The organism is Kribbella flavida DSM 17836, from assembly GCF_000024345.1.
Classification (GTDB): Bacteria; Actinomycetota; Actinomycetes; order Propionibacteriales; family Kribbellaceae; genus Kribbella; species Kribbella flavida.
The window spans coordinates 35,053-48,188 of sequence record NC_013729.1; the positions used below are offsets into that span (position 1 = coordinate 35,053).

Consider the following 13,136-nt stretch of genomic DNA (forward strand, 5'->3'; position numbering starts at 1 on the left):
GCCCAGCTGGGTCAGCTCAGACCCAGCGGCGGCGAGGGTGGGTGCGGGGAGCGGCGTGCTCGCCGGAGCCGGCGTGCTCACCGGAGGTGGTGGCCGGGTCGTGCTCGACGTTCGGCCGGCGGCCGGTGCCGTGGGCGGCCGGTGGCTCCGCGGGCTCGTAGGAGTACGGCGTCTGCTGTTGCGGCTCTGCCGGCGCGGTGTAGTCGGTGCTCTGCTCCGGCGTCGCGCTGTAGTCCGTGCCGTACGACTCGGGCGCGTAGTTCGGGCTGTAGTCGTAGCTGCTGTTGCCGGCCTCGTAGCTCGATCCGGTGGAGGAGCTCGAGCTGTAGTTGTCGTAGGTCGAGCTGTAGCTGTCGTACGTCGGCTCCGGCGTGTACGACGAGTTGTAGTCGGAGTAGGTCGAGCTGCTGCCGTACGACGTGGAGCCGTAGTCCGGCGTGTACGCGGACTCGTAGCTCGACGGGACCGCCGGGGCGTCGTACGCCGGGTAGGTCGGCTCCGGCGCGTAGGCGGGCTCGGGGCTGTACGTCGGCTCCGGGCTGTACGTCGGCTCCGGCGCGTACGGCGAGACCGGGGGCAGCGGCTTCGACGGGGTCAGGTAGTCGTCGTCCGGCGTGACGGCCGGCTCCTGGTACGTCGGCTCCTGGTACGTCGGCGCCGCCGGCTGGACGGTCGACGGGCTGTCCACCGCGACCCGAGCGGCCCGGCGACCGGCGCGCGCAACGGGTGCGGGCTCGGGCTCGGGCTCGGGGACCGGCTCCGACGAGGTCAGGTAGTCGGACGAGGTCTGGTAGTCGTAGCCCTGCGCGTACGACGAGGACCAGGACGGCTCCGGCTCGGCCACCGGGGCCGGGTCGGGCTGGTAGGAGTACGGGTCGGGCTGGACCAGGGACAGCGACGGCGGAGCGACGGTCTCGGCCTGCCAACTCGGCAGCGGCGCGGACAGCAGGTCGTCGTCGGCGCTGCGGTAGCTGGACGAGGTGGTCGACCAGCTCGGCGCCTCCTGGCCGGCGGAGGTCTGCTGGTAGGACGGAGTCGCTTCCTCCACCGGACCCGGCTCGTCCCGCCAGAGCTCGGCGGGGTTGAACTGCTGGGTCTCCGGGCCGCTGTCCTGCCAGGTCTGCGCCGCCGGGGCGAACGGGCTCCACTTCGGCGCCTCGTCCTCGGCCGGCGTGCTGGCCGCGGGGGGTGCGAACGGCGAACCGCCGGCCAGCCCCGGCCCGGCCCCGAGCGGGTTGCCCGCCGGCGCGCCGAACGGGCTGCCGGCCGCGCCGCCGTACTGGCTCTGAGCGCTCTGGCTTTGGGGGGGCTGGCTCTGCGGAGCCGGGGAACGCTCGAGTCGCAGCGTGGGGGTCGCGATCGGCTCGGCGATCGGCTGCTGCTCGGAAGTGTCGTCGTCGGCGTACGTCGGGACCGCGGTCAGCTTCGGCTCGCGCTGGTCCCACCACGGGATCCACTCGCGGCTGGTCTGCATCGCGTTGATCTTGCGGATCACCAGCGTGCCGCCGACCGCGGCCGCCGCGGTCAGCAGCAGTGACGCGGTGCCGGCCAGCGCGATCCCGCGCAGCGTGCCGACGGTCGGGTCCATCCACATCAGGAACCGCCGGATCACCACGTCGAACGCGAGAGCGCCGATCCAGGTGAGCCACCAGACCTGGGTGAGCAACGGCGTCCGGTACCGGCGCAGGTCGTCGGCGTAGACCGGGGTCCGCGGATCGCTGGCCAGCCAGACGTCGTCGACGATCTGCTTCGGGTACCAGAGGTTGGGGCCGGGGCAGAACCAGCTGGCCAGCACCCAGCCGTGGCCACGCCGGTGGTCGGCCTGGCAGAAGACCTCGGAGTTGACCCGGGCCCGCCAGAGCCAGATCACGAAGACCACGGCGGCGGCGACCGAGACGATCACGTTCGGGATCGAGGTGAGCCGGGCGATGGTGTCGGCGCGGTTCAGGATCGCCATGTCGACGTCGGCGCCGTCGCCGAGGAACTGGCTGACCGCGTTGTAGGTGTTCCAGTCCGACCAGGTCACCAGCAGGTGGGTGAGCGTGGAGGTGAACAGCAGAGCGGTCGCCAGCTTGCCGACCGTGCCGACCTGCTGGAACTCCTCAGCAGCATGCGGCTGCCACTCGTCGTCGGTTTCGGCAGCGGAATAGACCGCCGTGTGCGGGTGGCTCACGTCGTGCGTCCCTCGCGTTGCTGGAACTCCGTCTGGTCGGCGTTTCGGTCGAATCCTGCCCCCGCGTGACCGAGCCCCATTGATACCACGAAGTAAGTACCCGTGGGGAGCCGAGCCCAGCACGGAGGGTATCGACTTAACGAGTTCTTTTCCAACGCCCATCACCTCTTGTAACGAGGCAGTGGACGGTCCGTGACGGGTTGGTTTACCGCGCAGGAGGTTGCGGCGGCTCGACCGCCCACCACGGCGTCCACGGGCGCTGGGTCTGCAGGTCGTTGATCCGCCGGATCAGCAGCACCGCGAGCACCGCGGCGGCGGTGGTGCTGACCGCTGACACCGTCGACATCACCGCGTTCTGCAGGAGCTCGCCGAGCTCGGCAGCGCCGTCCAGCACGCTGCGCTGGGCGATGTTGTCGAGCACCAGGCCCACCACCCAGGTCAGCCACCAGGCCCAGACCAGCCGGGTGCCGGGGATCCCGCGCAGGGTCGGCACGTGCGGCGGCGTGCGGGGATCGCTGGCCGCGACCACGTCGTCGACGACCTGCTTGGGGTACCAGAGGTTGACCACCGGGACGATCCAGCTGCCGAGCACCCAGCCACGGGTGAACCGGTGCTCGCCGCGGCAGAACATCTCCGCGTTCCAGCGGACCCGCCACAGCCAGACCACGAAGACCGCGGCCGCCGCGAACAGCGCGAGCGCGGCGATGATGCCGAACAGGCCGGAGATCAGGTCCGCGTCGTCCATCCGGTCCGGGTCGCCGGCGTACCGGCGCAGGGTCCGGTAGGAGTTCCAGTCGGACCAGGCGGTGGCCCAGCTCATCACCGTGACCACGCCGATCAGGATCGAGGCGGCCAGTCCCATCGCGTGCTCCGAGGTGAACCAGCGGTCCAGCGGCGGCTGCGGCGGCCGGGTCGGCATGAGGTGCGCGCCGTTCGGCGCCGGACCGGCGTACGGCGGTGGCAGGTACGGAGCCGGCTGGTACTGAGGGGGTTGCGGCGTGCTCGACCGCTGGGTCTCCGGCAGGTACGACGGCAGGTCGGTGGCCGGCGGACGCAGTGGGTCGGGGCGGATCGGCTCGGGCTGCAGCGGTGGACCTGCCGCAGTGGAACCGGTCACGGACAACCCCTCGCTGCCAGGCCCGGCGCGGGATCGACGGCCGGGCGGACTTCCACCTCGGAGGCGGGCGACTCAGAAATAGCACAACGCGGTGTGATCAGGCGAGGACATTGCGTGCCCGGCGCCCCGTCCGTTCCCCGCACCGGCGCTCCGGCCGGGAACAGCGCCCCTATTCTGCCGCCGTCCCGGCGAAAGTGTCGGTGCCGGGGCGGAGGATGGAGCCATGCGCTGGTCCGTGATCGATTCGCCCATCGGTGACCTGTGCCTCGCGGTCGACGACACCGGGTTGTGCTGCGTGCGGTTCGGCGCCGTCGACGACGTCGAGCCGCTGACCGTGCCCGATCCACTGCTGACCGAGACGCACGAGCAGCTCAAGGCGTACTTCGCCGGCGAGCGGACCACGTTCGACCTGCCGCTGTCGGTTCCGGCCGGGTCGACCTTCGAGCGCGCCGTCTGGCAGCAGCTGACCCGGATTCCGTACGGCGAGATGCAGACCTACGGCGACGTGGCGAAGGCGGTCGGCGATCCCGGCGCGGCCCGCGCGGTCGGCGTCGCCTGCAACCGCAACCCGCTGCCGGTCGTCGTGCCGTGCCACCGGGTGGTCGGCGCGGGCGGCAAGATGGTCGGCTTCGGCGGCGGCATCCCCCGCAAGCGGCACCTGCTCGAGCTGGAGGCCCGGGTCGCGTTCGAGAACCTCTGGACCTGACCGAACCCTTACTCAGAAGTAGCGCCGGGCGGTGGCCGAGGTCGCCCGTTCAGGCGTTAGTGTCGCCGGGAGCGATCAGACCGACACGTTTCAAACAGCCGTGCCAGCCGGTCCGGTCCCGGCACCGCCCCGACCCAGCCCGGAGACGACATGACCCAGTCCCCTGCCGATCCGCCGGCCTCCGGCGCCCATCTCCACCCGGACCTCAGCGCGCTGATGGACAAGAGCGCCGAGGAGTGGTCGGCGCCGGAGATCCAGAGCGCGGCGCGGGCGGCACTCCAGCTGCACGCCCCGGACCGGGAGCCGCTGACCAGGACGAAGCGATTCGGTGTGCTGCCGTGGATGCACCGCAACGACGCCGTCTGCCAGCACTGCGGCGGGACCTACCCGTGCATCACTCACCGGTACGCGACTCAGCTGCTGTCGGCGGGCCGGATCTCCACCACTCGCGGCCCGGCCGACGTCGAGGACGGGACCGCGCCGCTCGAGGCCGAGGGCAGCGGCGACAAGCTCTGACGAGGGCTGCGGAACCACAGCACGGCAGAACAAAACGAAGGCCGCGAACCCGAGGGATCGCGGCCTTCGCCGTTGCGGTTGCGGGAACGACTCAGGAGTCGGTCGGCTTGCTGTTGTTCGGGCCGGCCGACTTCTTCGCGGTGGTGCTCGCCTTCTTGGCGGTGCCGTTCGCCGCGGCCTTGGTCTCGTCGGCCTTGCTCTCGCCGGTCGAGCTCTGGCCGCTGGAACCCTGGCCGGTCGAGGTCTGGCCGGTCGAGGTGGTGCTGCTCGAGGTCGTGCTGGTCGAGCTCTGGTTGGTCGGGCTCTGGCTGCTCGGGCTCTGGGCCGTCTTCGACGCCGTGGCCTGCGCGCTGCCGGTGGTACCGGTGGTACCGGTGCCGGTGGTGCCGTTGGACGCTGCGGTGTCCGGCTTCTCGTCGGTGGCCGACTTGCCGGCCGCGGCCGACTTGTCGCCGCCGGTGGTGCTCGTGCCGCGCGAGCCGGCCGGGGCCGAGCTGTAGTCGCGGCCACTGGTCGGGGTGGACTGCCAGGCCGGCTCCGGCGGCGTGAGCAGCTTCTTCACCGCGGCGGCGGCGAGAGCGCCGAAGCCGAGGAAGAGCACCACCTTGCGCAGCCTGTGGCTCTTCTTCGGGACCTGCAGCTCACCGCGCAGCGCCGCCTTGGTGGCCTTGCCACGCCGCGACGTCTCCGCCACCACCGGCTCCGCGGCGGCAGCCAGTGCGGCCAGTGCGGCGGTCACCTTCGGCAGGACGTCGTCGTTCATCCGCTCCCGGGCCTTCTCGGCCGCGTGCTCGGTGGCCGGGCCGACCTTGCTCAGCGCGTCGTCGATCACCGGTCCGGCCTTCTCCACCGCGGCGTGCGCGAGGGTGGCGCCGCGTTCGACCGCCTTCTCGGCGTACGGCGACACCTTGTCCCGTGCGGTGCCCACGGCCGGCCCGAGGTGATCGCGGACCTGGCTCGCGACCGGCGCGACCTTCTGCGATGCCGACTCGGCAAGCGGCCGGACCCGGTCCTTGGCGGTCTCGACCCGGCCCTTGGACTTCAACAAACCCACGGTTCCTCCTCGGTGGTCGCCCGCGACACACGGGCATTCCGTCGACCCACGGCGGTATGGACGACCTGGTACGGCTCTGGACAAATCCGGCTTCGTCTGCATCGTACGACGTACCCAGCCGATAAACGGCCGGTCGGTGCCGGACAGTTTGATCCGTCGTGACAGGATCGGCGATGTCAGCCGTCATCCGATGAGGAGAGTAGTCCCGTGGCCGAAGAACTGTTCGCGACCTTGCAGACGACGAAGGGCGACGTCGTCATCAAGCTGTTCCCTGACCACGCGCCGAAGACGGTGAAGAACTTCGTCGGGCTGGCGGACGGGACCCAGGAGTGGACCGACCCGGAGACCGGCGAGAAGAAGACAGAGCGCTTCTACGACGGTCTGGGCTTCCACCGGGTGATCGACGGCTTCATGATCCAGGGCGGCTGCCCGCTCGGCACCGGTACCGGCTCGCCGGGCTACAGCTTCGACGACGAGATCCACCCGGACCTGCAGTTCGACCGTCCGTACCTGCTGGCGATGGCGAACGCCGGGATCCAGTTCGGCCGCGGCACGAACGGCTCGCAGTTCTTCGTCACCGTGGTGCCGACCCCGCACCTGAACCGCAAGCACACCATCTTCGGCGAGGTCGCCGACGACGAGTCGAAGAAGGTCGTCGACGCGATTGCCACCGCGAAGACCGGCGCGGGCGACCGTCCGGTCGAGCCGATCGTGATCAACAGCGTGCAGATCGAGAAGCGCGCGAGCTGAGCTGATTCGTCCCGGCCCCGGGCCGGGACCACCACCGGGCGGCCGATCTTCGGATCGGCCGTTTCGTGACTTCCAGTGTCGTGCCAGGCCACGGAGAGGACCGCCGCGTGACCGAGACCGTCTGCTACCGGCACCCGGACCGGCCCACCGGCGTGCGCTGCCAGCGCTGCGAGAAGCCGATCTGCCCCGCCTGCATGAACGCCGCGTCCGTCGGCTTCCAGTGCCCGTCCTGCTTCGCCGAGGGCGTCAAGTCGGTTCCGCGCACCCGGACGTCGCTCGGCGGCGTCGCGCGCGGCAACACCCAGGTCGTCACCCTGATCCTGCTGGTGCTGAACGTGCTGGTCTTCATCGCGGTCCGGGCCGGCAACAGCACCCTGGTCTACGACCTCGTGCTGGTGCCGGTGCTGGTCGACTCGGAGCCGTGGCGGCTGTTCACCTCCGCCTTCACGCACCTGCAGATCTTCCACATCTTCTCGAACCTGTTCATGCTCTACCAGGTCGGTCCGCTGCTGGAGCAGATGCTCGGCCGGCTCCGTTTCGTCCTGCTGTACTTCCTGTCCGCGCTCGGCGGCAGCATCGCGGTCTGGCTGCTGGCCAACCCGGTCAGTTCCACGCTGGGTGCCTCCGGCGCGGTGCTCGGCCTGGTCGGCGCGCTGCTGGTGATCAGCCGGGCGCGCGGCATGGACGTCACCTGGATCCTCGCCTACGTGGCGATCACCGCGGTGATCTCCTTCCTCTTCCCGAACATCTCCTGGCAGGGTCACCTCGGCGGCTTCCTGGCCGGCGCCGCGATCGCGTGGCTCTTCCTGCGGGAGACGAAGTGGCGCCGGGATCGCGCCAGGACCTGAGTTCCTGCCGTCTCAGGGCTCGGTCGGGTCGTCGGCGGTGAGGTAGCGCTGGACGGTCGGCGCGAGCCACGCGATGACCGTTGCCCTGGGCATCGAAGTGATCGGTCCGAGCGCAAGCACGTACCGGCACAGCGCCAGTCCCATCGTCTGCGTCGCCACCAGCCCGGCCCGCACCTCCGGGTCTACGCCGTCGTCCCCCTCGCCGGCGAGCGCCGCGATGGCCGGGGCCAGCTGGGCGGCGAAGATCTGGCGCAGGCGCTCGGCCGCCGACTCGTTCGTGACGGCCGCGCGGAGCAGCGCCATCAGGGTGTCGTCGGCCTCCCAGCGGTCCAGGAAGTGCTCGAGCAGCCGGGTGCCGAGCTGGTCGTGGGGCAGGGCCGCGAAGTCCGGCAGGCGCAGGTCGAACTCGGCCGCCGCGGCGAACAGCTTCTCCTTGGTGCCGAAGTAGCGCATCACCATCGCCGGGTCGATCGCCGCGTCCGCCGCGATCGCCCGGATCGTCGCCCGCTCGTACCCGTCCGCGGCGAACCGCTCGCGCGCCGCCGCCAGGATCGCCGCCCGGGTCCGGTCCCCCGACCGCCGTCCGGTCGCCGTCTGGTCGCGCTGCTCCGTCGCCATGGCACCAGCTTAGGTCAACGCCTGTTGACCTTGCAGGAGGCCGCTCTACAGTTGGGTCAACAAGCGTTGGCCAACAACTGTTGACTTCGGAGGAATGGTCATGGACGGACTGCCGGAGCAGGTGGAGGTACTGGTCGTCGGAGCCGGGCCCGCTGGGCTCGCCGCGGCGGCGACGGTGGCGAGCAATGGGCACCAGGTCGCCGTGGTCGACAAGCTGGCGGAGGGTGCGAACACCTCCCGCGCCGCCGTGATCCACGCGCGCACCTTGGAGATGCTGGAGCAGCTCGGCGTCTCCGACGAGCTGGTACAACTGGGTCGGCCGGCGGAGAACTTCAGCATCCGGGACGGCGACCGAGAGCTGATCGGCGTGCCCTTCGGCGACCTGCCGACCAAGTACCCGTACACGCTGATGATTCCGCAGCACGTCACCGAACGCGTCCTGCTCGACCGCCTCCAGCAGCTCGGGGGCCGCGTCCACCGCCCGTGCACCGCCACCGGCCTGACTCAGAACCCGGACAGCGCCACCGTCACCTTCGACAGCGGTGCCACCATCGAGGCCCGGTACGTCGTGGCGGCCGACGGCATGCACAGCCGGATCCGCGACCTGGCCGGCCTCGGCGACTCCGTCGGGGAAACGCTGCCGCTGTCGTTCAGCCTCGCGGACGTCCGGGTCGACGGTGGGCTGCGCGGTGATCAGGTGCGGCTCTACCTGGCGACCGAGGGCGTCCTTGTCGTCGCTCCGCTGCCCGACGGTTCGTTCCGTCTGGTCGCGGAAGTGGGCGAGGCGCCTGAGCACGTGGACGCCCGCTACGCCCAGGAGTTGCTCGACACCCGTGGCCCGCGGCGAGGCGGTACCCGGGTCACCGAGGTGATCTGGGGCTCCCGGTTCCGCATCCACGAGCGCGTCGCCCCGGCGTACCGGGCGGGGCGGGTCGTGCTGGCCGGCGACTCCGCCCACACGCACAGCCCCGCCGGCGGCCAGGGCATGAACCTCGGCCTCCGCGACGCCGTCACTCTCGGCGCCGCCCTCTCCACAGCCCTGAAGCACGGTACCGAGCACGAGCTCGACCAGTACGCCACCACCGCCCGCGCCGAGGCCCTCCAGGTCGTTGCCCTCGCCCACCAACTGACCCGCATCGCCACCGCCCCCGCATTCCTCCGCCCCGCCCGCAACACCCTCCTCCACCTCCTGGGCCACCTGCCGGCCGTCCGCCACAACCTGGCCGTCCGCCTCTCAGCGATCAGCCCACGGTGACCGTCGCCCCACCTGCCCCTTGCCCCCTGGCTCCACCACTACAACAAGCAACGCCGCCACAGCGCACTCGAAAAACTCCCACCATCACCCGCCTGCTACCAACGTGACGACCGAGTACGTCCTAGCCGGCCGTGGACTCCCTGACCTGCAAGGTGTACGGGACGGTGAGGTTGCGGCGTTCGGATTCGCCGTTGCCGGCGATGCGGTCGAGCAGGAGGCCGACGGCGTTGTCGGCGAGCCATTCCTTGTCCGGGGAGATCGTGGTCAGCGACGGGGAGTGGAACCGGCCGTCCTCGATGTCGTCGAAGCCGACGACGGCGACGTCGTCCGGGACCGACAGGCCGGCCTCGGCCAGGGTGCGCAGGGCGCCGAGGGCGAGCAGGTCGTTGAAGCAGAACACCGCGTCGGGAGGCTCCGGCAGGGCGAGCAGTTCGCGCATCGAGGCGGCACCGTCTTCCCGGTGGTAGCCGGTGCCGGCCAGCTCCAGGGCCGGGTCGTGCCGGAGACCGGCCGCCGACAACGCCTTGCGGTAGCCGCGCCGGCGGACCGAGCCGGTGCCCGCGCCGCCGCCGACGCCGATCGCGGCGATCCGCCGCCGGCCGAGCGAGACCAGGTGGGTGGTGGCGTCGTACGCGGCCTGGACCGAGTCGACCGCGACCCGGTCCAGCCGGCCGCCGGCGTCGCGCTCACCCAGCAGCACGATCGGTTTGGCGGTCTCGGTCTGCCCGATCCGGGCCGGTGAGGTGGTGATCGGGGAGAAGATGATGCCGTCGATCAGCTGGCCGCGCATCCCGTCCAGGACCAGCTTCTCGGCCGCCGCCTCGCCCTCGGTCTGGTCGATCAGCACGGTGATGCCGCGCTTCTTCGCCGCCCGGGAGATCGCCGCGCCCAGCTCCGCGAAGTACGGCGAAGCCATCTCCGGGATGGCCAGCGCGATGAAGTCGGAGCGGCCCTTGCGCAGCGACCGGGCGCTGACGTTCGGCCGGTAGTCGAGCGCCTCGATCGCGGCCTCGACCTTGGCCCGGGTCTGCGAGGTGATGTGCGGGTAGTCGTTGATGACGTTCGACACCGTTTTCACCGAGACGCCGGCCCGTGCCGCCACGTCGCTCAGCCTCGTCACCATCGTCGTCCCTTCCCCTGCGCTGGGCGAAGTCTGTCACGGCACGATTCCGTAACCGAACCAGTGACCGAGTGGTCAGGTCTTTACAGGCGATGTTAATCGTTGTAGAAAACCCGGTAAACGTTGTAGAGAAAGTGGAGGTCCCGTGGCACGTCTCGCCGTGGATCCAGCGTTCGTGGTCGGGAGCCTGGACCGGCGCCTGTTCGGCTCGTTCGTCGAGCACATGGGCCGCTGCGTCTACACCGGTATCTACGAACCGGAGCATCCCGACGCCGACGACGACGGGTTCCGCACCGACGTGCTGGCCCTGGTCCGCGAGCTCGGCGTCACCGCGATCCGCTACCCGGGCGGCAACTTCGTCTCCAACTACAACTGGGAGGACGGCGTCGGCCCGAAGCAGGACCGGCCGCGCAAGCTGGACCTGGCCTGGCGGGCGATCGAGCCGAACCAGTTCGGCACCGACGAGTTCGTCGCCTGGTCCCGCAAGGCCGGCGTCGAGCCGATCTGGGCGGTCAACCTCGGGACCCGCGGGATCCAGGAGGCGGTCGAGCTGCTGTCGTACTGCAACCTGCCGGCCGGCACCGAGCTGCCCGACCGCCGGGTCGCCAACGGCAGCAAGGAGCCGCACGACATCCGGGTGTGGTGCCTCGGCAACGAGATGGACGGCCCCTGGCAGATCGGCCACAAGACCGCCGACGAGTACGCCCGGCTGGCCGAGGAGACCGCGAACGCGATGCGCCGGGTCGACCCGGGCCTGGAACTGGTCGCCTGCGGGTCCAGCAACGCCGGCATGCCGACTTTCGGCGACTGGGAGCGCACGGTGCTGGAACGCACCTACGACCTGGTCGACCACATCAGCCTGCACGCGTACTACGAGCCGAAGGACGGCGACCAGGCCAGCTTCCTGGCCGCCGCCGAGGAGATGGACCGGATGATCACCTCGGTGGTCGCGACGGCCGACCACGTCAAGGCGCTGAAGCGCAGCGACAAGGAGATCACGCTCTCCTTCGACGAGTGGAACGTCTGGTACCAGCAGCACTTCCCCGGCGAGCTCGGCCTGGACGTGCGCGAGGTCAGCCCGCTGATCGAGGACACCTACACCGTCGACGACGCGGTGGTGGTCGGCAGTCTGCTGATCACGCTGCTGCGGCACGCCGACCGGGTCAAGATCGCTTGTCTGGCGCAACTGGTCAACGTGATCGGCCCGATCCGCACCGAACCCGGCGGCGCCGCCTGGCGGCAGACCATCTTCCACCCGTTCGCGCTGACCGCGCAGCACGCCGGATCGACGGTGCTGCGGACCGAGATCGCCGGACCCGAGGTGGACACGCGCGCGTACGGCCGGGTCCCCGCGCTGTGGAGCACGGCGACGTACGAGGAGAGCACTGGCGAGGTGGTGCTCTTCGTGGTGAACCGCGGCGAGACCGGCACGGTCGAGCTGGAGGTGCCCCTGCATGCGTTCGGGCACCTGGAAGTGACAGAGCACCTCGCGTTGCACGACGACGACCGGGCCGCGGTGAACACGGCCGCCCAGCCGGACCGGGTCGTCCCCCGACCGGTCGACGGGACCGGCGTCGACAGCGGCATCTGCCGCGCCACGTTGCCCCCTGCTTCGTGGCACATGATCAGGCTCTCCCCTGGAGGTACACGGTGAACACCATCAACCGGCGACTCGTGCTGGGCGGAATCGGCGCGCTCGGCGCGGCAGGCGTGCTGGCCGGCTGCGGCGAGGGCTCGGCGGGCAACCCCGGTGCGGGGCCCGCGACCGGCGACGGCGGCGCGAAGGGCTACGAAGGCCCGAACGTCGAACTGGACTTCTGGAACGGCTTCACCGGTGGTGACGGCCCGTTCATGCGCAAGCTGGTCGACCAGTTCAACAGCGAGAACGCGAACATCAAGGTCAAGATGACCGTGATGCAGTGGGCCGACTACTACACGAAGCTGCCCACCGCCGTGAGCAGCGGCCGCGGTCCGGCGGTCGCGATCATGCACGTCGACTCGCTGGCGACCAACGCGGCACGGAACGTGATCGAGCCGCTCGACGACGTGGCCAAGGCGCTGGACCTCAAGCAGGAGGACTTCTCCGAGGTGGTCTGGAAGGCCGGTGAGTACGAGGGCAAGCGGTACGGCATCCCGCTCGACGTGCACCCGCTGGGCTTCTTCTACAACAAGACGCTGATGACCCAGGCCGGCCTCGACCCGGCGAAGCCGCCGGCCACCGCCGACGAGTACGCCGCGGCGCTGGACGCGCTGAAGGCCAAGGGCATCCAGGGCCACTGGGCCACCCCGTTCCCGTTCACCGGTGTGCTCAGCGTCCAGGCGCTGCTGTGGCAGTTCGGCGGCCAGCTGTTCAACGAGGACTCCTCGAAGGCCACCTGGCACGAAGAGCCTGGCGTCAAGGCGCTCAGCTGGTTCACCGACCTGGTGAAGAACGGGCACAGCCCGAAGAACGTCGCCCAGGACGCCGACAACATCGCGGTGATGAACGGCAAGAACGCCTTCGTCTGGAACGGCATCTGGAACATCAACACGTTCAAGGAGAAGAAGGGTCTGGAGTGGGGCGTCGCCCCGCTGCCGAACATCGGCGGGACCAAGGCGGCCTGGGCCGGCTCGCACCAGTTCGTGCTGCCGAAGCTGAAGACGCCGGACCAGAACAAGTCCACCGCGGCCCGGGTGTTCGTGAACTACGTCAGCCAGAAGTCGCTGGAGTGGGCCAAGGGCGGCCAGGTGCCGGCCCGCAAGCAGGTCCGCGACTCGGCCGAGTTCAAGGCGCTGCCGGAGCAGGCCGCGCTGGCCACCCAGATCGACGACCTGCACTTCCCGCCGCCGGTGCCGGGCATCGGTGACGCGCTGGCCGAGCTGAACAAGGCGGTCAACGAGTCGGTGCTGCTGAAGGCCGAGCCGGGCAAGGCGCTGGCCGACGCCGCGGCCCGGGCCGACAAGATCCTGGAGGCCAACCGCAAGAAGTACGGCGCCTGA

12 protein-coding genes are annotated in these 13,136 nt (G+C 70.5%); 7 read left to right on the forward strand and 5 right to left on the reverse strand.

From position 1 onward, the window contains the following. Positions 1–16: 16 nt before the first annotated feature. Together KFLA_RS00175 and KFLA_RS00180 are read right to left on the reverse strand one after the other, a co-directional pair. Positions 17–2,173, reverse strand: coding sequence for a DUF4328 domain-containing protein (locus KFLA_RS00175; RefSeq protein WP_012917721.1), 2,157 nt, complete (start codon positions 2,171–2,173; stop codon positions 17–19). A gap of 205 nt (positions 2,174–2,378) precedes the next feature. Continuing rightward, positions 2,379–3,290 (reverse strand): DUF4328 domain-containing protein, encoded by a 912-nt coding sequence (locus KFLA_RS00180; protein ID WP_012917722.1) that lies wholly within the window; start codon positions 3,288–3,290, stop codon positions 2,379–2,381. Positions 3,291–3,513: 223 nt separating this feature from the next. Between KFLA_RS00180 and KFLA_RS00185 the strand changes: the two genes are divergently transcribed. Both KFLA_RS00185 and KFLA_RS00190 read left to right on the forward strand, forming a co-directional pair. Further along, on the forward strand, positions 3,514–3,996 hold the full coding sequence (locus KFLA_RS00185) for a methylated-DNA--[protein]-cysteine S-methyltransferase (RefSeq protein WP_012917723.1): 483 nt from the start codon (positions 3,514–3,516) through the stop codon (positions 3,994–3,996). A 150-nt stretch (positions 3,997–4,146) separates the two neighbouring features. Beyond that, positions 4,147–4,512: a hypothetical protein gene (locus KFLA_RS00190; protein ID WP_012917724.1), complete on the forward strand. Its 366-nt coding sequence runs from the start codon at positions 4,147–4,149 to the stop codon at positions 4,510–4,512. A gap of 91 nt (positions 4,513–4,603) precedes the next feature. Here KFLA_RS00190 and KFLA_RS00195 read toward each other — a convergent pair whose 3' ends face one another. Continuing rightward, a complete protein-coding gene (locus tag KFLA_RS00195; RefSeq protein ID WP_012917725.1) occupies positions 4,604–5,566 on the reverse strand; it encodes a hypothetical protein in 963 nt (320 codons plus the stop codon). Positions 5,567–5,773: 207 nt separating this feature from the next. On the opposite strand from KFLA_RS00195, the gene KFLA_RS00200 reads away from it, so the two are divergent. Both KFLA_RS00200 and KFLA_RS00205 read left to right on the forward strand, forming a co-directional pair. Continuing rightward, positions 5,774–6,316, forward strand: coding sequence for a peptidylprolyl isomerase (locus KFLA_RS00200; protein ID WP_012917726.1), 543 nt, complete (start codon positions 5,774–5,776; stop codon positions 6,314–6,316). A gap of 107 nt (positions 6,317–6,423) precedes the next feature. After that, positions 6,424–7,164, forward strand: coding sequence for a rhomboid family intramembrane serine protease (locus KFLA_RS00205; RefSeq protein WP_012917727.1), 741 nt, complete (start codon positions 6,424–6,426; stop codon positions 7,162–7,164). Positions 7,165–7,176: 12 nt separating this feature from the next. On the opposite strand, the gene KFLA_RS00210 is transcribed toward KFLA_RS00205, so the two are convergent. Then, a complete protein-coding gene (locus tag KFLA_RS00210; protein WP_012917728.1) occupies positions 7,177–7,782 on the reverse strand; it encodes a TetR/AcrR family transcriptional regulator in 606 nt (201 codons plus the stop codon). Between the two features lie 100 nt (positions 7,783–7,882). Here KFLA_RS00210 and KFLA_RS00215 point away from each other — a divergent pair, with 100 nt between their 5' ends. Then, positions 7,883–9,037 (forward strand): FAD-dependent oxidoreductase, encoded by a 1,155-nt coding sequence (locus KFLA_RS00215; RefSeq protein ID WP_012917729.1) that lies wholly within the window; start codon positions 7,883–7,885, stop codon positions 9,035–9,037. A 121-nt stretch (positions 9,038–9,158) separates the two neighbouring features. Here KFLA_RS00215 and KFLA_RS00220 read toward each other — a convergent pair whose 3' ends face one another. Continuing rightward, positions 9,159–10,160 (reverse strand): LacI family DNA-binding transcriptional regulator, encoded by a 1,002-nt coding sequence (locus tag KFLA_RS00220; protein WP_012917730.1) that lies wholly within the window; start codon positions 10,158–10,160, stop codon positions 9,159–9,161. Between the two features lie 142 nt (positions 10,161–10,302). Between KFLA_RS00220 and arfA the strand changes: the two genes are divergently transcribed. Both arfA and KFLA_RS00230 read left to right on the forward strand, forming a co-directional pair. Beyond that, positions 10,303–11,811, forward strand: coding sequence for an arabinosylfuranosidase ArfA (gene arfA / locus KFLA_RS00225; RefSeq protein ID WP_012917731.1), 1,509 nt, complete (start codon positions 10,303–10,305; stop codon positions 11,809–11,811). After that, positions 11,808–13,136, forward strand: coding sequence for an ABC transporter substrate-binding protein (locus KFLA_RS00230; RefSeq protein WP_012917732.1), 1,329 nt, complete (start codon positions 11,808–11,810; stop codon positions 13,134–13,136). The genes arfA and KFLA_RS00230 overlap by 4 nt, the downstream gene beginning before the upstream one ends.